General features: G+C 46.0%; 13 protein-coding genes. 11 read left to right on the forward strand and 2 right to left on the reverse strand.

Annotation, left to right across the window (positions count from 1 at the left end; all coding sequences use genetic code 11):
* The first annotated feature begins 24 nt into the window (after positions 1-24).
* From HMPREF0670_RS13320 to HMPREF0670_RS13335, 5 genes are all read left to right on the forward strand, one after another.
* Positions 25-1,236, forward strand: a complete 1,212-nt coding sequence (locus tag HMPREF0670_RS13320) for an ROK family transcriptional regulator (RefSeq protein ID WP_009231672.1) — start codon at positions 25-27, stop codon at positions 1,234-1,236.
* A gap of 153 nt (positions 1,237-1,389) precedes the next feature.
* Positions 1,390-3,198, forward strand: coding sequence for an AMP-dependent synthetase/ligase (locus HMPREF0670_RS13325; RefSeq protein WP_009231673.1), 1,809 nt, complete (start codon positions 1,390-1,392; stop codon positions 3,196-3,198).
* Positions 3,199-3,370: 172 nt separating this feature from the next.
* Positions 3,371-4,489, forward strand: coding sequence for a peptide chain release factor 2 (gene prfB, locus HMPREF0670_RS13330; RefSeq protein WP_009231674.1), 1,119 nt, complete (start codon positions 3,371-3,373; stop codon positions 4,487-4,489).
* A gap of 501 nt (positions 4,490-4,990) precedes the next feature.
* The gene (locus tag HMPREF0670_RS16775; RefSeq protein ID WP_198009312.1) at positions 4,991-5,128 is read left to right on the forward strand and encodes a hypothetical protein; all 138 of its coding nucleotides are present in this window, start codon (positions 4,991-4,993) and stop codon (positions 5,126-5,128) included.
* A 96-nt stretch (positions 5,129-5,224) separates the two neighbouring features.
* Complete coding sequence (locus HMPREF0670_RS13335) at positions 5,225-5,725, forward strand: CYTH domain-containing protein (RefSeq protein ID WP_009231675.1); 501 nt, start codon at positions 5,225-5,227, stop codon at positions 5,723-5,725.
* Here HMPREF0670_RS13335 and HMPREF0670_RS13340 read toward each other — a convergent pair.
* Positions 5,676-6,101, reverse strand: coding sequence for a VanZ family protein (locus HMPREF0670_RS13340; protein WP_044078327.1), 426 nt, complete (start codon positions 6,099-6,101; stop codon positions 5,676-5,678). The genes HMPREF0670_RS13335 and HMPREF0670_RS13340 overlap by 50 nt on opposite strands.
* Before the next feature lie 184 nt (positions 6,102-6,285).
* On the opposite strand from HMPREF0670_RS13340, the gene HMPREF0670_RS13345 reads away from it, so the two are divergent.
* Both HMPREF0670_RS13345 and HMPREF0670_RS13350 read left to right on the forward strand, forming a co-directional pair.
* Positions 6,286-7,647, forward strand: coding sequence for a sodium-dependent transporter (locus HMPREF0670_RS13345; RefSeq protein WP_009231677.1), 1,362 nt, complete (start codon positions 6,286-6,288; stop codon positions 7,645-7,647).
* A 76-nt stretch (positions 7,648-7,723) separates the two neighbouring features.
* Positions 7,724-8,635, forward strand: coding sequence for a ComEA family DNA-binding protein (locus HMPREF0670_RS13350; protein WP_009231678.1), 912 nt, complete (start codon positions 7,724-7,726; stop codon positions 8,633-8,635).
* A gap of 106 nt (positions 8,636-8,741) precedes the next feature.
* Here the strand turns inward: HMPREF0670_RS13350 and dgt are convergent, their stop codons facing one another.
* Complete coding sequence (gene dgt, locus HMPREF0670_RS13355) at positions 8,742-10,079, reverse strand: dGTP triphosphohydrolase (protein ID WP_009231679.1); 1,338 nt, start codon at positions 10,077-10,079, stop codon at positions 8,742-8,744.
* Positions 10,080-13,200: 3,121 nt separating this feature from the next.
* Between dgt and HMPREF0670_RS13365 the strand changes: the two genes are divergently transcribed.
* The 4 genes from HMPREF0670_RS13365 (at position 13,201) to HMPREF0670_RS13385 (ending at position 22,130) form a co-directional block, all read left to right on the forward strand.
* The gene (locus HMPREF0670_RS13365) at positions 13,201-16,569 is read left to right on the forward strand and encodes a leucine-rich repeat domain-containing protein (protein WP_009231680.1); all 3,369 of its coding nucleotides are present in this window, start codon (positions 13,201-13,203) and stop codon (positions 16,567-16,569) included.
* Positions 16,570-16,580: 11 nt separating this feature from the next.
* Positions 16,581-16,784 (forward strand): hypothetical protein, encoded by a 204-nt coding sequence (locus HMPREF0670_RS13370; RefSeq protein ID WP_009231681.1) that lies wholly within the window; start codon positions 16,581-16,583, stop codon positions 16,782-16,784.
* Between the two features lie 1,735 nt (positions 16,785-18,519).
* Positions 18,520-21,918, forward strand: a complete 3,399-nt coding sequence (locus tag HMPREF0670_RS13380) for a leucine-rich repeat domain-containing protein (protein ID WP_232213933.1) — start codon at positions 18,520-18,522, stop codon at positions 21,916-21,918.
* A gap of 50 nt (positions 21,919-21,968) precedes the next feature.
* The gene (locus HMPREF0670_RS13385; protein WP_009231684.1) at positions 21,969-22,130 is read left to right on the forward strand and encodes a hypothetical protein; all 162 of its coding nucleotides are present in this window, start codon (positions 21,969-21,971) and stop codon (positions 22,128-22,130) included.
* Positions 22,131-24,227: the final 2,097 nt, after the last annotated feature.

The following is a 24,227-nucleotide window of genomic DNA, read 5'->3' on the forward strand; positions in this document are numbered from 1 at the left end:
ACGCAAAAATATAGAGTATAGAATATGGCAACCATGTTATTGAATGACCTGTTAAGGGGGACGAAGTCGGCTATGACGCACAAACGCATCATCGCTTATTACTTGAACAACAGCACGTCTACCATACCCGAGTTAGCTAAAGAACTAAACCTAAGCGTACCCACCATCGCCAAAGTTATCGCCGAGATGTGCGAAGACGGATATATCGTTAACTGCGGTAAGATGGATACGGGCAAGGGACGCTCGCCGGTGATTTATGGTTTGGCGCCAGAGTCGGGCTATTTCGTTGGCGTCGACCTGATGAGCAACGGACTTAACCTGGGGCTGATGAACTTTAACGGCGAGCTGGTGAAACTCGACATGGACGTGCCTTACGAGTACCGCAACTCGCAAGAGGGACTAGACGAACTGTGCGGTTATGTTACAGACTTTATCGACCAGTTGGACATTGCCAAAGAACGCATCCTAAACGTTGGCGTGAACATACCCGGACGTGTGAATCCGGAAATGGGACATAGTTTCAGCCGCTTTAATTTTGAAGAACGACCCTTGGTAGACCTCATGGCTGAAAGAATAGGATGTAGGGTATATATCGACAACGACACGCGCTCGATGACGTACGGAGAAATGAGCAAAGGTGTGGTTAAGGGCGAAAAGGATGTCATTTTCATAAACCTTAGCTGGGGACTTGGCTGCGGACTTATCTTTAATGGCGAGTTGTATATGGGCAAGTCGGGTTTCTCGGGCGAACTGGGGCACTTCCCCAGCTTTGACAATGAAATTCTCTGCCACTGCGGGAAGCGTGGCTGCCTGGAAACAGAAATATCGGGCATGGCCTTGCATCGCAACCTGCTGCAATGCGTGAAGGAAGGCCGGCAAACGCTGCTGAGCGAACAAATCATGAAAGACGAGGCCTCGCTTACCCTCGACGACATCATCGAAGCAACCCTGAAAGAAGACCTGCTGTGCATTGAACTGGTTGAGGACATCGGCCAAAAGCTTGGCCGTTACTTGGCGGGCCTTATCAATTTGCTCAATCCCGAAATGGTTATCATTGGCGGTTCGCTGGCCCGAACGGGCGACTCGGTGCTGCAACCCGTGAAGAGTGCCGTAAGAAAATACTCGCTCAACATGGTTAACCGCGACTCGGCCATCGTGCTTTCCAAGTTGCAAGGCAAGGCCGGCGTTACTGGTGCTTGCCTATTGGCACGCAAAAGCCTGTTCCATTTTAGCTAAGGCCAAAGGCGGAGAGCCACATCTTGCGCAGGTGCCTTATGCCGTAAGCGGGGCGCAAACGCCAGAGTGAGCGCGCATGGCATAATTTAAAGACTGCTGTTCGCATCGTTTTGGCAGATTTATATTATCTTTGCAAGCAAATCAATAGCCAGTATGCAGACAAGATGCCACCTCTCAATGCTCATTCACGAGCAAGCGCGCAAGTATGGCGACGCACCCGCACTAACGTTTAAACCCTTTGGCGAAGACGGATGGAGAACCGTGTCGTGGAACCATTTCTCACTGCGTGTAAAGCAAGTGAGCAATGCCTTGCTAAACCTTGGTGTTAAACCGCAAGAGAATATCGCCGTGTTCTCGCAGAATTGCCTGCAATATTTGTACACCGACTTCGGTGCGTATGGCGTTCGTGCCGTTGCAATTCCGTTCTACGCAACCAGTAGCGAGCAACAGGTACAGTTCGTTGTGAACGATGCGCAAGTGCGTTTCATCTTCGTAGGCGAACAAGAGCAATATGATAAGGCGCACCGCGTGTTCGCACTTTGTCACTCGTTGGAACGTATTGTGGTGTTCGACCGCAATGTGCGCATCAGTACGCACGACCCCAATGCCCTGTACTTCGATGACTTTTTGAAACTGGGCGAGAACCTGCCACGGCAAAGCGAGTTGGAAAGACGTTGGAGAGACGCCAACGAGAACGACCTCTGCAACATTCTTTACACCAGCGGAACAACGGGCGACAGTAAGGGTGTGATGCTTACTTACAGCCAATACCACGCCGCACTGAAAGCCAACGACGAGTGCGTGCCTGTTGGTGAGACCGATAGGGTTATCAGTTTCTTGCCATACACGCACATCTTTGAGCGTGCGTGGGCGTACCTGGCACTCTCGGAAGGGGCGCAAATCATCATCAATACTAACCCGCACGACATACAAGACTCGATGCGGCAGACCCATCCCACGTGCATGTCGTCGGTTCCGCGTTTCTGGGAGAAGGTGTATGCTGGCGTAAAGGAACGCATGGAGGCTGCATCGCCGCTGCAACGTCGCCTCTTTAAGCATGCTTTGGAGGTGGGAAGGCGGCACAATGTGCATTATCTGAGCCGAGGAAAACGCCCGCCGTTGCCCTTACGCATGGAGTATAAGGTGCTCAACCGCACGGTGCTGAGCCTTGTGCGCAAACAATTGGGGCTTGAAAACGCCAACATCTTTCCCACGGCCGGCGCGCGAGTGTCGCCCGAAGTGGAAGAGTTCGTACATGCCATCGGCTTGTTTATGATGGTGGGCTATGGCTTAACGGAGAGCCTTGCCACGGTTTCGTGCGATCGTGTGGACAAACCTTACACCCTGGGCTCGGTGGGAAGGGTTATCAACGGACTGCAAATAAAGATTGGCGAGAACAACGAAGTGCTGTTAAAAGGCCCTACTATCACTAAGGGATATTACAAGCGGGAGTCTCTTAACAGTAAGATTTTCGATAAGGATGGTTTCTTCCGAACGGGCGATGCTGGCTACATCAAGAACGGCGAGCTGTTTCTTACCGAACGCATAAAGGACCTTTACAAAACATCGAACGGCAAGTACATCGCTCCGCAGATGATAGAGGCGTTGCTCTTGGTGGATAAGTATATCGACCAAGTGGCCGTAGTCGCCGACGAGCGCAAGTTTGTTTCGGCATTGGTGGTGCCCGAATTTAGGGTTGTTGAGGAGTATGCGCATGCTCATGGCATCGACTTCAACTCGCGCGAAGACCTTTGCGCCAACCGTCAGATACACCAAATGATGCTCGACCGCATTCACACGCTTGTGCAACAGCTCTCGCCATACGAGCAAATCAAGCGCATAACGCTTATTCCTCACCATTTCAGCATGGAGAATGGCGAACTAACCAATACGCTGAAACTACGTCGACCCGTTATCCTAGCCAACTATAAGGAACTTATCGACAAGATGTACGAGGAGTAAAAACAATTTTGGCATTGCACACTTGATATATAAATAGGAGTACAACGAAACGAACGAACACCCCCAAGCCTGCCAATGCACGATGGAATGGGCAATTTTAGCCTTCTTCGTCTGCAAAGACACGCCTATGTGCCACTATGCGGAACAATATGGGGAACCAATAACGCAAAACATGATTACAGCAGACCAACTTAAAGATATACAAGAACGGGCTGAGGCCTTACACCGCTACTTGGACATCGACCATAAGCGGGTGGAACTTGAAGAGGAGGAGCTACGAACGCAAGCTCCCGACTTCTGGGACGACCCCGCACGTGCACAAGAGCAGATGAAAAAGGTGAAAGGCATTGAAAAATGGATTGTGGGCTATAAGGAAGTGCGCCAGGCAGCAGACGAATTGCAGCTTGCCTTCGACTTCTACCACGACGACATGGTGACGGAAGAAGAGGTGGACGAGGATTATCGCAAGGCGATAACGGCTGTTGAGAACCTCGAACTGATGAACATGCTACGCCAGAAGGAAGACCCAATGGACTGCGTGCTGAAAATAAACTCGGGTGCAGGTGGAACCGAAAGCCAAGATTGGGCGCAAATGCTGATGCGTATGTACATGCGTTGGGCCGAGTCGCATGGCCATCGGGTTACGATCAGCAACTTACAAGAGGGCGACGAGGCCGGCATTAAGAGCGTAACGATGGAGATTGAGGGCGGCGAATACGCCTATGGCTACCTCAAAAGCGAGAATGGCGTGCACCGACTGGTGCGCGTTTCGCCCTATAATGCGCAGGGAAAACGCATGACAAGCTTTGCCTCGGTGTTCGTTTCGCCATTGGTAGACGACACCATAGAGGTGTATGTGGACCCCTCGAAGGTGTCGTGGGACCTGTTTAGAAGTGGCGGCGCAGGCGGGCAGAACGTCAATAAGGTGGAAACGGGCGTGCGATTGCGTTACCAATACACCGACCCCGACACAGGCGAGGAAGAAGAAATACTCATCGAGAATACCGAAAGCCGCAAGCAATTGGAGAACCGAAACAACGCCATGCGACTTCTTAAATCGCAGTTGTACGACCGCGCAATGAAGAAACGCTTGGAGGCGCAGGCCAAGATTGAGGCTGGAAAGAAGAAAATAGAGTGGGGAAGTCAGATAAGAAGTTACGTTTTCGACGACCGCCGTGTGAAAGACCACCGCACCAATTACCAAACGGCTGATGTAGACGGCGTGATGGACGGCAAGATAGACGACTTCATTAAGGCCTACTTGATGGAGTTCCCCGTGACAGAGGAGTGAGGAATATGTGGAGAGGAGTAAAGTGGTAAGTGGTAAGGAGTGGGTGATAAGGAGTAAGTAGTAACGGGCGGGTTAGGCTACATGCTTGGTTTAGTAAGCAGGTTTAACCAGTTGCGATAGGGAAGTAAAGGGAAACTAAACAAACCACGACGCCTCGTCAGCCCCCTCAGCTTGTCAACTCGTCAGCTTGTCAACTCGTTAACTTGTCATCTTGTTCGCTCGTCAACCCATCAACCCGTCGACTTGTTAACTCGTCACCCCGTCAACTCGTCACGCCATCAACTAATATAAAAACCTAATTAATAATGCCGCTCGCATGTAGAGCAACCGTTTAAAGCAATGCACAAGGCCCCATCTAAGTGATGAACAGTGGACAAGAAACCGCCAAAAACGATTTCATTAAGCCCGAAACGAGGTTGAAATTCATCTTCAATTGAGAAACGGACGCGTGCTGTGCTGCAAGTCGAACTACCCGAACGCGAGCCTAAAAACTAAAAGTCTATGAGTGAGAAAAGCAAAATGCGCCGCGCACAACGTGAGGCGCGCCAAGAGAAACAAGCCAAACAAGTGATTTATTGGCTAGTGGCCGTATTGGCCTTGCTGGCTCTTATTTTGCTGGTTTATGCGATGAATTCGTGATTTTTCGTAATTTCAGGTCTTCGCCTTGCTTGTAAATGTAGTTACGAAACGTGCTGCAAGCCAGGTGAAGACCGCTAAACACAACATGCCAATCAGATGAGTGGACAAGAAATAGAACGGAAATTCTTGGTAGAAAAAGGCAGTGCCTATCGCGAGGCGGCTTTTTCGAGCAGTCATATCGTGCAAGGCTACATCCCATGCGAGGGAGCCACGGTGCGCATACGCAAACGCGACAACCGCGCATACCTTACAATAAAAGGCCGTTCGACGAATGGCGGCTTGTCGCGATACGAGTTTGAGACCGAGATACCGCCCCACGAGGCCGACCAACTGCTGCTGCTCTGTCGCGGCGGAGTGGTAGACAAGCGGCGTTATCTTGTGAAAAGCGGTGCTCACACCTTCGAAATCGACGAATTTTACGGCAATAACGAAGGCTTGCTGTTGGCCGAAGTGGAATTGGAAAGTGAGGATGAGACCTTTGAAAAGCCCCATTTCATCGGGCCGGAAGTAACAGGCGACCGCCGTTTCTACAACTCCAACCTCCTGGCTAATCCCTTTTGCCTTTGGCGAAACACCTTACCAGAAGCATACCGATAAGGTTGCCCAAGACAACGCCTATGCTATTGGCGGCAAAGTCGAGCCAGTCGCCACTGCGGTTACCGCCCGTGCAGGTGGCTTGTGCCAACTCAATCAGTCCGCCCATCAACAGGGGGGCTAGAAAAATGCCGATGAAAAGGCGCATTTTGTTCAGCTCTCGATGCCTGCGAAGGTACTCTGCCCACACCACCACGCACAAAACGGCATACATCGTTATATGCATCCACTTGTCGAAGAGCGTGAGATGGCTCAGGGGTGTTTCAGGAATGGGCATCAGGCAAATCACCCATATCACCAAGATGATGCATGTGGCAAAGGGGTAGGCCATAATGATGTGCCGGCCATAGTTCACTTTTTGCAGTCCTGTCGGTTTCATATCTCTAATGTCTTTTTGGCTAACGAATGGCTCATTATGTGTTTCTGAAAGTACGAAATCGCTGTTTTAAACACCGAAAAGTCGCCAAATCGTATGGCCGAGATGTAATAATGCTGCTAACTTCTATGCAAAAGTAGATGTTTTTTGTAAATTTGCACCATGATAAACCAAAATAGTTACGATTATGTCTGAAAGTAGAGCAGGATTTGGGAGCAAGTTAGGATTGATATTAGCCACGGCTGGTTCGGCCGTAGGCCTGGGCAACGTGTGGCGTTTTCCTTATATGACTGGTGCCGATGGCGGTGCTGTGTTCATCCTTATCTATATGTGCTGCATCCTGTTTCTAGGCATTCCTTGCATGGTTAGCGAGTTTATCATTGGCAGACACGGCGCATCCAACACCGCTCGAGCCTATACCAAGGTGGCAGGCAAAGGCAGTCCGTGGCGTTGGGTGGGCTTTTTGGGTGTGGCAACAGGCTTTCTCATCACGGGCTATTATGCTGTTGTGGCGGGTTGGTGCCTGCAATATATGTACGCCTCGGCCACAAATCAGTTGCAAGGCGACCATGCGGCCATTGCCAATTACTTCTCCAACTTTTCGTCTAGTGCCTTCCTACCCGTGTTTTGGACGGCCATCATCTTGCTTTTCACCCATTATGTAATCATCCACGGCGTGCGTGGGGGCATCGAAAAGGCCTCCAAGCTGTTCATGCCCACGCTTTTCGTGTTGCTGTTGGTTATCGTTGTGGCCTCGTGCATGCTGCCAGGGGCGGGCAAGGGCATTGCTTTCCTCTTCAATCCCGACTTCTCTAAGGTCAATTCCAACGTCTTTCTCGATGCCCTAGGCCAGTCGTTCTATTCGTTGAGCATTGCAATGGGTTGCATTTGCACCTATGCCTCGTATTTCAGTAGACAAACCAACCTGCTGAAGTCGGCTGTTCAGATTTCCGTTATCGACAGCGTGGTGGCCATTTTGGCCGGTTTGATGATATTTCCCGCCGCTTTCTCGGTGGGTGTAAGCCCCGATAGCGGCCCGTCGCTTATCTTTATCACCCTTCCCCACGTGTTTCAGCAAGCCTTTTCGGGCGTTCCCATCGTGGGATATGTGCTTTCGCTGATGTTCTATGCCCTTTTGGGCTTAGCCGCACTCACGTCGCTCATCTCGTTGCACGAGGTAAGCACCGCCTTCTTCTTCGAAGAATTGCACACCACTCGTAAGAAAGCAGCCACCATCGTAACGGCAGGAACACTCACCATAGGCGTGTTTTGTTCGCTTTCGTTGGGTGCAATGAGCGGTTTGAGCATCGCCGGACACACACTGTTCGACATCTTCGACTTCGTAACAGGACAGATATTCCTGCCCGTGGGCGGTTTCCTCACCTGCATATTCCTTGGTTGGTTCGTGCCGCGAAAGCTTGTAAAAGACGAGTTCACCAACTGGGGTACACTTCGTTCCACGCTCTTTGGCACCTATTTGTTCAGCGTGCGCTACATTTGTCCGCTGTGCATACTCGCCATTTTCTTGCATCAGCTAGGGCTATTCTGATGTTTCGGGTTTGCCCACACATGTGGCGAACCATCGAAAAAGCCCCATTTAACCGAAACCAATAATCCTACATACCATGTCAATAAAAGAATTGTTCTACTTTTCAAAATCCGACCGCAAGGCCATCCTTTTTCTCTTGGTGGCCATTGTGGTGATTTTCGTGGCCATTCGTTGGTCGAGTGGCTTGTCAATAACGGCTGACAAACCTGCTGCCGAGCAGCGTAAGGCGTCAAAACAGGCGGTTTCATCGTCGCATGCTGATAAAGATTGGAGCTTGGACGAACCCACACAGATGGCCATTCACCTAACGCCCTTCGACCCCAATACGGCTCCGCCCGAACAACTTTTGGCTTTGGGATTGCAGCCGTGGCAGGTGAAAAGCTTGCTGAAATATAGAAACAAAGGCGGTGTTTTTCGGCAACCATCAGACTTTGCCCGACTGTATGGGCTTACTTTAAAGCAATATCGGCAACTAGAACCCTACATCCGCATTGCTGACGACTATCGCCCTGCGGCCGATTTCATCGCCTCTGAACGCCCGCGCACCATGCACCAGCGCGATACTTTGCACTACCCCATGAAGTTGAAGGCCGGTATGCACGTGTTTTTAAACACGGCAGATACCACAGACTTGAAGAAAGTGCCCGGCATAGGCAGTTATTTTGCCCGACAAATAGTGAATTATCGCAACAGGTTAGGCGGTTTTTCAAGTATCGAACAGTTGGCCGAGATAGACGATTTTCCCATCGAGTCGCTCACTTTCTTTGCCGTTTCTGCCGATGAATTGGCCAAAATTCATCGTCTTAACGTCAATAAGCTAAGCCTAAACGAACTGAAAAGGCATCCGTACATTAATTTTTATATGGCCCGCGCCATTGTGGATTTCCGCCGTTTGCATGGCGACCTGCAGAGCCTTGAACAACTAAAGCTGCTGAAAGACTTCTCGGAAGAGAAGATACGAAGGCTACAACCCTACATCACCTTTTAAGCTTAATGCCGATGGAATGGGTGAAAATACGAGCCGTGGTAAGCAAATGGGTCGGTGGAAAAGTCACAACCCATGCGCTTGCCACGGCTTTTCGCACTGCAACGCCTTACACGATAGGCAACGAAATACCCTTAATCTTTTGGTAAACGTCTAACGCAAACAGGTCGGTCATGCCGCTAATATAGTCTATCACGGCTTGTATGCGTGTTTCAAGGCTAGGGCTGTTAATGTCGTATTGGCTGCTAAACCGCTGAATAAGTTGCCTAGAATAGTACCTTTGCGGTTCGGCGGCGGCCTCAACCAATGCCGTAAGCAGGGTTTCCATGATGTTATAACCGCTCAACTCCACATCAAGCACAGGCTTGCTGTTGTATATTTTCTGTCTCGAAACCATTTCGCAGCGGCGGTAAGCCTCGCGTTCCAGGGGCGAGATATGGTCGATAAGACAGCCTTCAAGCGTACCGTCAAGCAACTTTTGCTCGTTGGCAACGAAGGCATCTACGCATTTTCGTTCCAACAAGCCTATCACGCAAGCCCGCATATACACCACCTTCTCGTGCACATCGGTAACGCCCTCTTCCTCAATTCGGTTCCTTATGCGTTGTTTTTCCTGCTCATCGAAGAATCCCAACAGCAGGTTTTCGGTCTCTTCAAACGAGAGAATTTTCAGTTTGTGCGAGTCTTCGATGTCCATTACCTCATAGCAAATGTCGTCGGCAGCCTCTACCAGATACACCAATGGGTGGCGAGCAAACCGCAAAGGCTCGTTGGGTGCCGACAGACGAATAACGCCCAATTCATCGGCGATTTTGCAATAGGTGTCTGATTCCGTTGCAAAGAACCCAAATTTGCTCTTCTTTCCCGATGCGCCACTTTCGAAGGGGTACTTCACAATGCTGGATAGCATGGTGTAAGTCATCACAAAACCACCCGCACGACGCCCGTTAAAGCGGTGTGTAAGCAGGCGGAAGGCATTGGCGTTGCCTTCAAAATGGGTGAGGTCTGTCCAGAATTTGGGCGGCAGTTTGTCTTTCAACGTCAGCCCGGCACCTTCTGAAAAGAACGTCTGTATGGCCTTTTCGCCACTGTGCCCGAAGGGAGGGTTACCCATATCGTGTGCCAAACAGGCAGCACTTACGATGGTGCCGATTTCTTCGAACAGCGTGTTGGCCAATTCGGGATGCAGCTTTACCAACGCGCGAGCCACATCGTTGCCCAGCGACATGCCCACCGAGGCCACTTCAAGGCTGTGTGTAAGGCGGTTGTGTACGAATACGCTGCCCGGCAGCGGGAACACTTGCGTCTTGTTTTGCAGACGTCTGAAAGGAGCCGAGAAGATTAATCGGTCGTAATCGCGTTTAAATTCCGATCGGTCGTCGTGCCTTTCGGGGTGTTTGCCTTCTTGTCCAAGGCGCATGTTGGATATCAGTTGTTGCCAGTTCATCGTCGTTGTTCATTATTTTGTATTTGCAAACTTACACAAAAAAGTTCGTTTGCACACTATTCACACACATATTTTATATAGCGCACATCATGTGTTTCGTCTCCTGCAATGTACAATCCACGTCGATTTTTAATGTTTCTATAAATAGAGAGTTGCTTGTCGACCTTGTGATGCCTACCCAAAATAAGTGCCCCTGCCACATGCGTATTGCAGTACAAATCAATTCAATGTCTAATAAACTCACGAAAGCCCCGTATTCCCCGAATACATCAACTCTCCAACTTTCAGCCTCACAACCTCGTCAGCTTGCAAACCCACAGGCTCACCAGCTTACAAACACACAACTTCATCCAACTTACAAACTCGCTACTTCATCAACTTACGAACCCACAAACGCTTCAAACCCACAGGCTTGTCAACTTACAAACTCGCAACCTCACCAATTTCCAAACTAACAAACTCATCAACTTGCGACCTCGCAAACGCTTCAAACCCACAAGCCTGTCAACTTACAAATTCACAACCTCACCAATTTCCCAACTCGCAAACTCATCAACTCACAACCTCGCAAACGCATCAAACCCACAAGCTTGTCAACTTACAAATTCACAACCTCACCAATTTCCAAACTTGCAAACTCATCAACTCATAACATTATCCACTTGCAAACACATAACTTTACCCAACTTACAAACTCGCTACCTCATCAACTCACAACATCATCAACTTGTAAACACACAACTTTACCCAACTAACAACCTCACTACCTCATCAACTTGCGATCTCACAAACGCATCAAACTTATGAACTCACATCCCCATCAATTTGCAAATTCACACCCTCACCAACTTCCAAGTTCAAAACCCCATCGACTCACAATCCCATCAACTCACAGCTCCGCCAACTCACACCCTCACGACCTCATCAACTTACAACTCCACACTCACCAACTTTCAACCTCACGCCCCCACAAGCCCACCAACCCATCAACTTACATCCTCACACCCTCACCAACTCTCAAGCTCATGCTCTCATCAACTTTCAACCTCACGCCCCCACAAACTTACTACCCCATCAACTTACATTCTCACACCCTCGCCAACTCTCAAGCTCATGCTCTCACCTTCTTTCAACCTCACGCCCCCACAGCCCCACCAACCCATCAACTAACATCCTCACACCCTCATCAACTTTCAAGCTCGTGCTCTCATCAGCCTACACGACACAACCTCATCAACTCAAAATCTTAAATTATTATTTTTATCTTTACAATACGCCTCTAAAATTTATCTCGTTCTAGCGAAAATAGAGGTCATAAAGTGGGTAAATCGACACTATTTCTAGTCTTTCACGTCTTTCGAATTGTCCGTTTTTAAGCATACAACCTGCGTTTTGCACCATTTAGCCTTTCTAGTTTGCTTGCCAGCTCGTAATTTTTCATGCCCAATTACACGTTTTTAGACCCTAAAACCCCACTTTTTAACCGCTATTTCACTCTTTCCAGCTATGATTTTGGTGGCGATAAAGGGTTTTATTTATGCAATTGCTGTGGATATTTATGTTTTTCGTCTTGCGTTTAGCGGCATTTTGCACTGCGTTTTGCACCATTTCACCTTGCGTTTTGCACCATTTCACCTTGCGTTTTGCACCAAAACGCACTGCAATTAGCACCAAAACGCACTACGTTTTGCACCATATTGCACTGCATTTAGCGGCAAAACGCATTGTGTTTTGCCGCAAATCGACCAAAAATGGGTGTTAGTGGCGGTCAGTTTAAATAAAAATTCATTTTGCCTGTATGTACAACTAAGCCCTTTTTGCACCAAAATAAACCTCCGCGAGAATCGATTTTTTGCGAGAAGGTAGGCGATTGGTGGCGAAAAAGTCAGCCATAATGTTAAAATAATTGCCGAAAACTGTACAAGCGGGCTCGTCGCATGTACGCGTGTAAGGGCAACGGCTCTGAAATCGCGCGTATGCCTATCACTGGCAATACGAGCGTTTGCAGGATATGTAGCTCTTGCGTTGGAACTTTGTTTTTGCTGTTAACACTGGCAATGCGTGCGTTTGTTGGGTATGCCGCTCATGACCAACAGAAACCTCATCGTGGAAATGTAGAACACATCCGCCTTTGACAGCTAGTTTTCTACCTGTTGAAAACACCCAAAACCACAATAGACCATTGGCACGATTGAGGCTTATTGGCTGTTCTCTCATTTTTGCTTTGTTTCCTCTCTTTTTCACCGTGTATTTTAGGGGCATACGTCATCATATGGTTTAGCCTAAACCGATCGTTGGTGCCTGTGCCGATTTTGTTTGACAGTAGAGCGTATCGCCCGTCTTGTTCTTGACGGCGTAGCGGGCAGCGTACGAGGAAAAGGCAGACAAGGTGTCGACAAGCAAACGAAAGACAGACAGGAAACAATGCAATCAACTTAAAATGTCTGATAAGCGGTTTAACTCGTCGATTGGGGCTTAAGTTGATAAACATAATCTATGTGATGTATGTTAAAATAGGCGAAGATGGTTAAAGGTAGGAGAATAGTTGCGAGAAACAGGAAAACTCTACTGCTTTTTTACCGTCTTCTAAACGAATTATAACATAAAATAACGTCAAGAAGTTTGTTTTGTTTGTAAAAACGTTTAACTTTGCAAAACATAACCGAATGCCGGCAATGCAGTTGCCCATTCTGCCATCCTTGTTGGGATCTAAGATGGCTTTCTATGTCGGTGTTTGGCCAATAAGCAAAAGAGAATGCCCACTATGCAAATAACGGGCATGCCATGAAATAAAGATTTGGAGAATTAGAGACGACAATAGCCCTTAATGGAGAATTAGGAGATTTGTACGCCTCGTCATTTGATACTAAGTTTAGAAAGATCATGAAACACAAAAGAAAGAAATATAAGTGTAGAAGGTGGAATCTATCGCCCCAATGGGTCTTGTCTAAGACGCGATTGGGTTCGAGGTACGCAATACTTCGAATGTGCTGCCATGAGCGGTGCGTTTGCTACAATTCGTAGAAGTTTCAAAAAAGGTCTAATAATCCATTTAAATCGCAAGAACATGAACACTTTTCGACTTTTATTATTGACGTTGTTTGTTGCAGCAATGCCAATCATGGGTTTCGCTTATACTGGCGGTCAAATTGTCACATTTAACCAATTATGGTACAAGGTGTTATCTCCCACTAGTCATACGCTGGCTTTCATAGGCACTAATGGTTTTCCTTCTGGTCCATTAACATTGCCTAACAGTGTCTTCGATGGCAAAGATGCTACGTTTACAATTACCGAGTTGCAGTATGAACCTGGTTATGCCTGTTATGGAGTAACCGAGTTAACAATTCCAGAGACGGTCAAGACAATTGGGGCGTTTAGTGTTCTTTGGGCTCCACTTATCAAAGTACATATCCCCCAATCGGTAACCAATATTTCCGAGAGTGCTTTTTGCTGTTTAAATAAAGCACCAAAATTTACCGTTGCATCGGGGAGCCTACATTTTGAGGCAGGTAGCGATGGTGCACTTTACTCAAAAGGGAAGACTAAGCTCTATTCAGTGCCCTCGGACGTACAATTGGCAGCTGGGGGCGTATATAATGTAGACAATAATGTTAAACGTATATGCATAGGTGCGTTTCTTAAAACCAACGGTCTAAAAAAAGTGGTGTTGCCCAATGGATTGCAGAGTATTGATATGGGTATGTTCACCATTGCTCCCACGTCCTCACTTGAAGCTTTTGAGGTCAGGCCAGGTGGTAGCACTCCTTTTTCGGCTGTAGACGGTGTGCTGTTTAAGGGAGATGAGCTTGTTTTGTACCCACAAGGAAAATCTACGCAGAACTACGTAGTTCCAAATGGTATCAAGAAGTTAGCGACCTATTCCATATCAGACAACGGACACTTACGAAGTATCGACCTGAACCAAGTTACCACGCTCCGTAATTCTGCCATATATAATGCATTGGAATTGACTTCGATAACAATCCCCAAAGACATTAAAAAGTATGGCAAGGTTCCTGGACAAGGACTAATGGAAGGTTGTTTCGAGTCGTGCCCAAAGGTTTCAACCTATTATGTGGCCAGCGGCAATACCGACTTTGTTATTGAGAATGGTGTTTTGTTCTCGGCAGATAAAACGCTACTGTACTGCTATCCGCCAAGTAAGCCGGGAAGTAGTTATGCTATTCCCAATAGTGTAACCCAAATTGGCAACAATGCCTTTCAAAATGCGCAATTCATCACCTCCATTCATATTCCGCAAAACGTAATAGTAATAGGTTCAAGTGCATTTCGCCAATTGAGTAACCTCTCAACATTAACTTTCGATGCTAATTCTAAAGTGAACTACATCTCTGATTTAGCTTTCAGAGGATGTTCGAAATTGAACGTGGTGACACTTCCCAAAGGTATAACCTCACTTGGAGCGGTGTTCTACGAATGTGAAAACCTGGAGGTTATCAATGTGCCCGCTAACTCTAAGTTAACCACTATCCGTTCGGGCGCATTCTCAACCAATAGAAAATTGAAGGCGTTTAACTTCATGGGCGAGTGCCAACTGAACAGAATAGGGGCCAACGTGTTCGCTGGCCTTAAAGAACTTACGGCATTTAGCATTCCCAAGTCAGTGGCCTACATTGATGCTAATGCTTTCATTGGATGTAAAAATCTAACAACCGTAACCTTCGATCCGAATGCTGTAATACAGAAAATAGGTGAAGGAGCTTTTGCCGACTGTGGAATAACCAACATCAAAATCCCCCAAAAAGTGGTGGAGATAGAAAGGGAGGCCTTTTTGAAATGCGAGGCCCTTACCACAATAAACATCACGAAAGCAACGACCTCTATCAGCCCGGAGGCATTTAAATACTGTTCCAGACTTACCGCCATAAACGTGGATAAGGACAACGAAGTGTATTCAAGCATTGACGGATACTTGTTGTCGAAAAACAAACAGGAACTAATGATATTCCCTCCAGGCAAGGCTAATGAGCGTTTCACGCTCTTACCTCCTTCCGTCATTAAGATTGGTGATTATGCTTTCTACGATTGCAAGAAACTGAAGAACGTGACTATACCCAATAAAGTGAAACATATTGGTAAACGTGCGTTTGGCTTTTGTGACAATCTTACCACCATCACATTCCTTTGCGACGAGATAATACCTGCTGCCAACATTAGTCAAGGTGGCAATGATGCGGCATTCGATGCCGACAAAGGAGCGACAAAAAAAATGGGTAAGATTACCATTAACGTTCGTAAGAACAAGTTTGTCGATTATCAAAGCATTCCTTTCTACAAGAAATTTGCCTTGATACGTCCATCATTCACTATTTCCAAGGAAGAGTATATCCTTGTTTCGGAGAAGGCCGCGGCCATGCTCAGCACCGAGAACGCCGACCATACTTTCGTGCTTCCAACCGACTTCCACTATGGGGGCAAAAAATACGAAGTAAGTTTTATTGGCGACTATGCCTTCGAACATGTTTCGCCCAATGTAAAAGAGGTGGTGGTGAAGAAGAATGTTGAGTATATCGGAGCCAAGGCTTTCGTGACTACTGGAAATACTTTGAAGAACGTGTTCTTCATTGAGGGTAACCCCACTAAGGGAATGCTTAGCACTACTCGTTTCGATCTAGATGCAACAGGGGATAATTACAATGAGTTTGCACCCGATACTAAGATATATGTTAAGAAGTCGGCATACAATAAGTATAAGGCTGAATGGACCAAGACACGCTACAACTCCGTTACAAAGCATGAGGAACAGAGCCCTTATAATTTCACAAATCAGATAGACTATCGTATAAAAGACGTGAAGATTAATACGAAGTATGCGACATTCGCTCGCGAATTTGATGTAGACTTCAAAGAATGTGTTACAGAGAACGGTTCGCGCGTGGCTGCATTCGTGTCTGGCTCGAAAGTGGTGTTCGGCAAGCCCGACTATGGGACGGCTACATATCGCATTCGTATGACGAGTATCGATTGCAACGGTGGTGTGAGCGATTCGTACGGCTACGTCCCAGCCAACACTGGCGTGCTGCTGAAAGTTATTGATAACAAAAGTACCACTAATGCCGATTTCTATTACACTATAGGAGAGAAAGACGATGTGCAGTACAGCATTGCCAATAATGTAATGAAAGGTGTTACGGTTAATGCCACCAAAGTGGTGCCCTTTGGTTCTGCACGTTACTATGTGATGCAAGGAGGGTCGTTCAGAAGGGTAACAGTACCCGTGAATAATTTCCCCGTACATAAGGCCTACCTTAAGGTGAATAAACCTGCCGGTGCCAAGCTGATACTACAATTTGACGACGAAGAGATTGCTGCCGACGAGGGGGAAACGGTTACTGGTATAGGCGGAGTAACAAACGACGAGAACGGTAAGGAGGACGACGCATACTATAACCTTAACGGACAACGTGTAGACAATCCGCAGAAAGGCATTTACATCCATCGAGGCAAGAAGGTAATCATTAAATAAAGTACATTGTAATGAAAAAGAGAACATACAGAAAACCTCAGGCCGGGTTAGTGAACTTGGAGATTGAGCAGCTGATGATAGTAGCCAGTCCTGGTGTTGGTGGCGGCTACGATCCTGGAAAACCCATAGAGGGCAAGGGGACAAACTGTTTCGAAGACGAGGAAGATACGAGCTTAGAACCAGAAAACGATCAAGACATTGGCGATTATTGGTAGACGATTGTGTCTTGCATGACTACGCAAAAGGTCGTTCATGAGAAATGGTCATCGGCGTTTCGTTAGAATTGGGAAAGTTAATGGTTGGTCGAACAATCTCGGAAGGAGGTGGCTATCGAGTTCTTTGACTTCGTTGAATTTAGTCTTATCGAGCGGGGCTGTTAAGCGAGCCTTGTCCACTAGTGGACATGCTTGAGATTTGCAAGACTTCATAGGTAGAGCTTTCCAAATTCATATCATGATGGACCATAGCCACAAGACAAGGGGTTATAATGGCGACAGCAATCTGGAAACGGACGGCATTCTATATCGTACCCCAAACGTCTTGACTTTGAAATGCTGTTTTGGGCATTTGATGAAGAATTCGACCACTTATCTTTCCTTGTAAAGATATGCAACTTCAAGAGTTGTAAGCTGCTTGGCTTTGGCGAGAAAAGTGAACTCATGTTCTTTTCCCCATCATAATGTCTTACAAACCTAAATGGTTGTGGGTGTTTCTCCTCAGGCGGGTGGCATGAAAGTTTCACCTCGGCATCGGTCTACACGTTCTTTGGTGTGTGGCTTTTCCATCTGACTATCTTGTATTTCAATTTGGTCTTGGCTCTGACTGCAGAAAAGGACTCTTTTAGATGTTGTATCCCATAGAGTTCCTTGGAGAATTCATAATCCCTGTCGTGTGTTTAGTAAGCGTTTGGGGTGTAATGAATTGGAACCATTGTCGTAGAATCCATGCTTTGATGCAGTGGTTGCCGCGTAGAAAAATCGCATTTGAACCTCAATGTGATACGATACATGGGCTTTGGTACCGCCTTTTGTCTTTCTGAATCTTGCATATGGAAACGTGGAGAGGTGCAGGTAATGGTCGTTGGGTGAAATACCTATTTCTTTACTGAAATGTCCAGAAGGTTGGTCGAATGATTCTTGCAAGTCTCCTTCATCATGTAGAGGACGAAAATCTCGAAACCCTTGTAGTGGCGGCTCTGGTTTGCAGCTGCCAATGTGACTTTGGCAATCGGCTTACTTCCTATACCAAGAAACTGACACTTGAATTGGTGAGATTTCAAAACTGCGACGGCACCTATCTGACTTTCATGATATGAGAGAGGTCCAAATATCATTGCAAATGGTTGGTCCTAACATTAGAAATGTTTCGTGTACTTGTCTCCATCATATTCGCAAACAATATAATTGAAGTGGTTTCCGTCTAAATAACTTGCGAATTGAGAGCATACCTCTAGACTTTGATTCATTACACCCTGTTGAATTAGGTTGTAAAGCTGCAAATTCAAAGCTGTAGACTCTCAGAAGAGCCTCTAAAAGACTGTAATCCAACAATTCCGAAGATCGGCCGATTCGTCTTAAGGTGACAGTGGTGACGCATATAATTTGCTCGCCTTGTAAAATTATCTTGTTTTGCGTTGGATGGCGCAGTGACTTGCCGCCCCCTGTAAGAAGGCGAAAACTGCAATCCGTGTCCATACACGCCAAATGGCCTGATGGATTTATAATATATATTGATACGTTTTACGTTGAAAATATCATGGGAAACAAATGTAAATGGGAGAATGATAATGATCTGGAACCTGTCTCTTCTCGAAGAAACAGAATAAGGAATTAAAGTGCTTGGTGTCCCCAAGGCTTTACTCATGGGGCATGGAGGGCATTCCCTCTACAGACCTAGGACTCACGAAGATAATAGAAGATAATTAATGGTACATCTTAAATACACACGAACATGAACACATTTAGATTTACGTTTTTAGTATTGCTGTTTGTAACTATGCCGATTAGAGGCTTTTCATACACCAACGATCAAGTCGTGGTATTCGGCGACTGCTATTACAAGGTGGTTTCCGAGGAGAAACTAACCTTATCCTTTCTTGGAACGAAACCCACTAAGACGGGCGCATTGACTTTGTCCGCAAAGATTACCGACAATGAGGGATACGTCCTTACCGTTGTCGGGGTAGAGTTTAATCCACTTTACAAAAGTGTTGGTATTACTTCTGTGCAATTGCCGGAAACCATCGAATTTATCAAGATGTACGCTTTCCGCTGGGCTAAGCTATCTACCATGAACATTCCTAAAAAGGTGAAAACGATTGAACCTGGTGCATGGATTGCCCTTTTCTCTACACCCAAGTTCACCGTAGACCCATCAAACTCCTACTTCGAGAACGATGAGGATGGCGCTCTTTATACCACGGGCAAGAGGTCGCTCCTTTCCGTTCCGTCTAATGTTCCACTCAAGGGAGGAACGTATACCGTTAACTCAGATGTGAAGTATATCAACGCAGCGGCCATCCAAAACATTGAGGGCCTCACAAAGATTGTTTTGCCCAAGAACTTAGAAGGTACGTATGAAGGCTACCCTACAATTGCACCAATTAGCACACTCGTCGAAATGGAGATTCCATCGGATGCACCACACTACAAGACTATCGATGGCGTACTTTTCAGAGACACGACACTCGTTGTGTACCCAATGGCAAAAGCGGATAAAAATTATACGGTGCCTAACGGAATTAAGGCTATTACAAGTTATGCGATATCAAGTAGTCGCTTTCTCGAATCCATCAGTCTTAATGAAGTGACAAGGCTGGTAGGATCGGCGGTCTACAATGCCCCCAAGCTCACCACCATCACTTTGCCTAAAAAACTGAAACCATTCACCTACGAAACTGGCGATGGTATGATGGAAGGAGGTTTCGAGGCATGTCCGAATTTGACGGAATATAAGGTAGACCCAGGAAATGCCGACTTTGTTGCCGTAAACGGAGTGCTGTTCTCTAAGGATATGAAAACACTGTATTTCTACCCCGCCGCCAAAGCTGGTGCGAGCTATACTATACCCTCGACAGTGGAGCTAATCGCTAGACAGGCGTTTCAAGGTGTCAAAGGGATAACTACGATGCACATTCCTGCAAAAGTAAAGAGCATAAACGCGATGGCATTTCGTGGCATGTCAAATCTCGAAAGGATAATCTTTGACGCGAACTCACAATTGGAGGATATCCAATATTACGCGTTTTGGTCGTGTAACAAACTGAAGGAAGTGACACTGCCAAAGTCGTTGCTCTACCTAAATGAGATTTTCTATGTTTGTACGGGTCTTGAAACCATCAACATTCCCGCAGGTTCGAAGTTGAGAGGCATTAAAATAAAGGCGTTCGCCACGAACACCAAACTTAAAGCGTTTAACTTTTTAGGTGACTGTGATTTGGAGAAGATTGAGAGGAACGTGTTTGCAGGTTTGAGCAATCTTCAGTCGTTTAAAATACCCAAGTCGGTGAAGACCATCGAGTCTAATGCCTTTATCGGTTGCACGAACATGAAGACGGTTACGTTTGATCCTAACGCAGATATGGTGGAGATAGGCGCAGGGGCCTTTGCCGATTGCGGCATCACCAGTATCAACGTTCCCAAGAAGGTAAAGAAGATAGAAAGGGAAGCTTTCTTGAGATGTCAGGCTCTCACGACGATAGACATAACGAAGGCAACAACCTATATCAGTCCTGAGGCGTTTAAATACTGCTCTAACCTTACAGCAATAAACGTAGACAAGGATAATAGCGTATATTCTAGCGTTGACGGATACTTACTATCGAAAAGCAAGAATACGCTGATGATATTCCCTCCCGGCAAGGCCAACAGTAAGTTTACACCTCTGCCACCATCCATCACCGCCATTGGTGAATATGCATTTTACGATTGCAAAAAACTGGAAAACGTCACCGTACCCAACAAGGTGATGTCTATCGGAAAGCGCGCATTTGGTCTTTGCGACAACCTTAACACCATAACATTCCTTTGCGATCAGATCATCACCCCTATGAACATCAATCAAGAGCAGAATGAAGAATCTTTTGATGTAGACAAACCAGGACAAAAGAAGATGGGGAAGATCAAGATCAACGTGCGTAAAGACAAGTTGAGCGCGTATCAAAGCGATCCCTTCTATCAAAAGTTCGCCTCGATAAACAGTTCGTTCCAAGCTGGGACGGAGGAGTATATAGCCGTATCTGAGAATGCCGTAGACTTGCTCAGCACAACCCGCAACGATCATACCTTTATCTTACCCACTGAAATCAGCAATGGGAGTAAGAAGTACGAAGTGAGCCTCATTGGCGACTACGCCTTCGAGAATGCTCCCAACAGCATAAAGGAAGTTGTGGTTAAGCAGAACGTAAAGTATATTGGGGCTAAGGCTTTCGTAAAGAACAACAGTAAAATACAGAGTGTGTTCTTCATCGAAAGCGAACCAACCAAGGAGATGCTCGGCACTACGCGTTTCGAACTTGATGCCACTGGGAAAAACTATAACGAGTTCGACCCCGACACGAAGATATATGTTAAGAAGTCGGCATACGACAAGTATAAAGCAGAATGGACCAAGACGGTCTATAACGACACCAAGAAGAGAGAGGGGTTAAGTCCCTTTAACTTCACATCACAGATAGACTATAAGATAAAGGACACACAGATTGAAACTAAATACGTGACTTTCGCCCGTGAATTCGATGTTGACTTTGGCGACTGCGCCTCTAATGGAGGGGTGAATGTAGCTGCATTCGTCTATGGTAGGCTATTGAATGGATCAGGGGATTATGGTGGAAACACACCGCAACACATAAGAATGAAAAGCATCGACCAGCATGGAGGCGTTAGTGATTCCTACACATACGTGCCAGCAAACACGGGCGTACTGTTGAAGATTCTTGGCTCGAAAAATAGCACCGGCGGTCTGTTGTATTACACCATCGGTGAGAAAGACAACGTTACTTATCACATCACGGACAATGTCATGAATGGCATAGAGGTGAAGTCAAAAAAAGTAGACGCCAGTACAACTTCTCCCATTTATGTATTGCAAAAGGGTGTCTTTAAAAAGGCAACAGCACCTATTCTCAACTTCCCCGTACATAAGGCATATCTGACTCTACCTTCTGGGGCTGCACCATCCAAGGAGTTGAAACCATGCTTTGACGATGACGAGACCACCAACATCGAAAACGCCACCACGAGTGAGGAAATGAAAGCCAACGACGTTTATTATAACCTGAACGGGCAGCGCGTGAGCAATCCGCAAAAGGGTGTATATGTACATAATGGCAGGAAAGTGCTTGTCAAGTAAAGACAAGGCTATGGAGAAGAAAACATACAAAAGGCCCCAGAGCCGAGAACATGTTTTTGCCCATAGAACAGCTGATGATTATTGCCAGCCCTGGAGTTGGCGGAGAGTATGATCCTGGCAAGCCCATAGATGGAAAAGGTTCTGATTTCTTCGATGAAAACGAAGACGAACTAATTAAGCAACAGGGCTACGAACCCACTTGGGGGTATTAGGCTACGAAGGCTCTTTTTCGTGCCAAACCTTCATAAAAAGATAGATTGTTCATGAGTAAACGAAATTTTATGGGCGATCGAATCACTTCGTTTGAAATAGGAAGGGCGATAAATTTCATGGTTAAATGAATATTTATGGTTGATCGAATAGGGGAGAGTAACACTCCCCTATTCTCCTTTTGTGGCAGCGGTACACCGCTAAGATGTTCGATTTTGACGGACTAAACCATACGAGTTATGAAATAAGGCTACCATGTGTTGAACATGTCTAAGGCGTAAGAGAAGAACGTTATTCGTTAGCTACCGCGTAGCATGGACGCAACGTTCCTCATCAGGAGTAACAGCCAGCGTGAATTGTCTATGTCAAATTGGCCATTAGAAAAAACACTTTCATCTTGTCGGAGAAATTGCTATATGGGCGCAAATGATTAATCCCAAACCAGTCATTTGTCCCAAGTCAGTCGTTCGAGCCAGCGCGGATTTTGTTTGCTTGCCGGCATCTTGTCGGCTTATTCTTTTGAAGGCGTAACGGGCTACTTTTAAGAGGATAAGACAGACAATATGCCTGCAAGCAAACGAAAGATGAACAGGCAGCGATGGGAATAACTTAAAATGTTTGATAAACGGTTTAATGAACTCTGGTTGGGGTTGAAAGTAAAGTGTAATGAGACGCCTCCCGTAATCGACAAAGACGTTAATGGAGAACGAACCATTTGCAAGCATACTGTGTTTTTCCAGCAAAAAAGAAAGATGTGTTCCTTAATGTCCAATTTGGGTTCATGCTTTCTGGTAAAAACGTCTTTCGTTACACTTGCTATTGGAGGAGATGGAAACGGCCTAAAAGAATTGATAAGCAGACTAACGACCGATTGAAATTTAAATTTAACCATTGAAGTCATCTAGACTTTTTAAATCTCGACAAATTGAGAGGGGTTTATTATCTTTGAAGTCGTCTTGACTTTTAATGTTTCTATAAATTGAGAGAAGTGCTTGACAAACCAACTCACTGGCTTATAAACTCACAAAAGCCCAACAACTCCCGAAGAAATCAACTCACAAATTCACAAACGCCCCAACTCCAAAGCCCATTAACCCAAAACATCATCAACTGAAAACATCATCAACTGAAAAGCTCATCAACTGAAAAGCTCATCAACTCAAGAACTAATCAACCCAAAAGCTCCCCAACTGAAAAACTCATCAACTCAAAAGCTTAAATCGTTATCTTTTATTTTACAGCATTGCTCTAGTTTTCGCTCCGTTCTAGCGAAAATATAGGCCATAAAGTGGGTAAATTGCCACTGTTTTTGATCTTTTACGGTTCCCAATATGTTTAATTTTAAGAAAAGAACCTGCATTTTGTACCATTTAGCCTTTCTAGATTGGCTGCCAACTCATTATTTTTTACCCCCAATTACCCACTTTTAGCCCCTAAAACCTCACTTTTTAACCACCATTTTGCCTTTTTTGCCATATATTTCATGGCTCTAAGAGGTTTTGTTTATACCATTGCGGCGCATATTTATACTTTTCGTCTTGCGTTTAGCTGCATTTTGCACTGCATTTAGCACCATTTTACCTTGCATTTAGCATCAAAACGCACTGCATTTAGCACCAAAACGCACTGCGTTTAGCGGCAAATTGCACTGCGTTTTGCTGCAAATTGCAGTATATTTAGCCGCAAATAGCCTCAAATGTGGTACAAATGGCGGTTTCTTGAAATAAATATTCATTTTATCGTATTCACAGACCAACCCTTTTTTGCATCAAAACAAACCTTCGCGAGAATCGATTTTTTGCGACAAGGTGGGTGATTGGTTGGTAAAAAGGGCACTCATAATGTTAAATTTCTTGCGGAAAAGTTGACAGGGTGTGGTAAGTTGACAAGTTAACAAGAAGACAAGTGGACAAGTTGATTGTTCTTTTCTCGTTCCTCGAAAAGTGCGTTTTCTCGCCATGACAATGTTCGAGCAAGCTCGACAGTGTTCAATTGGCTTACTGAAAACGTTCTTTTCTCGTGTGTTGGCATAAACACGTCCACTTTTGACATAAGAACATAAGAAACATAAAGAAACGTCCTTTACTTTTTCCTCATTA

Source organism: Prevotella sp. oral taxon 317 str. F0108 (assembly GCF_000162415.1).
In the GTDB taxonomy this organism is placed as follows: Bacteria; Bacteroidota; Bacteroidia; order Bacteroidales; family Bacteroidaceae; genus Prevotella; species Prevotella conceptionensis.

Excerpts from the sequence above, each read along its gene's own strand:
- HMPREF0670_RS13350 (WP_009231678.1), top strand. The coding sequence starts at position 7,724 with ATGTCAATAAAAGAATTGTTCTACTTTTCAAAATCCGACCGCAAGGCC.
- HMPREF0670_RS13340 (WP_044078327.1), bottom strand. The coding sequence starts at position 6,101 with ATGAAACCGACAGGACTGCAAAAAGTGAACTATGGCCGGCACATCATT.
- dgt (WP_009231679.1), bottom strand. The coding sequence starts at position 10,079 with ATGAACTGGCAACAACTGATATCCAACATGCGCCTTGGACAAGAAGGC.
- prfB (WP_009231674.1), top strand. The coding sequence starts at position 3,371 with ATGATTACAGCAGACCAACTTAAAGATATACAAGAACGGGCTGAGGCC.
- HMPREF0670_RS13385 (WP_009231684.1), top strand. The coding sequence starts at position 21,969 with ATGTTTTTGCCCATAGAACAGCTGATGATTATTGCCAGCCCTGGAGTT.
- HMPREF0670_RS13380 (WP_232213933.1), top strand. The coding sequence starts at position 18,520 with ATGAACACATTTAGATTTACGTTTTTAGTATTGCTGTTTGTAACTATG.
- HMPREF0670_RS16775 (WP_198009312.1), top strand. The coding sequence starts at position 4,991 with ATGAGTGAGAAAAGCAAAATGCGCCGCGCACAACGTGAGGCGCGCCAA.
- HMPREF0670_RS13335 (WP_009231675.1), top strand. The coding sequence starts at position 5,225 with ATGAGTGGACAAGAAATAGAACGGAAATTCTTGGTAGAAAAAGGCAGT.
- HMPREF0670_RS13365 (WP_009231680.1), top strand. The coding sequence starts at position 13,201 with ATGGGTTTCGCTTATACTGGCGGTCAAATTGTCACATTTAACCAATTA.
- HMPREF0670_RS13325 (WP_009231673.1), top strand. The coding sequence starts at position 1,390 with ATGCAGACAAGATGCCACCTCTCAATGCTCATTCACGAGCAAGCGCGC.
- HMPREF0670_RS13320 (WP_009231672.1), top strand. The coding sequence starts at position 25 with ATGGCAACCATGTTATTGAATGACCTGTTAAGGGGGACGAAGTCGGCT.
- HMPREF0670_RS13370 (WP_009231681.1), top strand. The coding sequence starts at position 16,581 with ATGAAAAAGAGAACATACAGAAAACCTCAGGCCGGGTTAGTGAACTTG.
- HMPREF0670_RS13345 (WP_009231677.1), top strand. The coding sequence starts at position 6,286 with ATGTCTGAAAGTAGAGCAGGATTTGGGAGCAAGTTAGGATTGATATTA.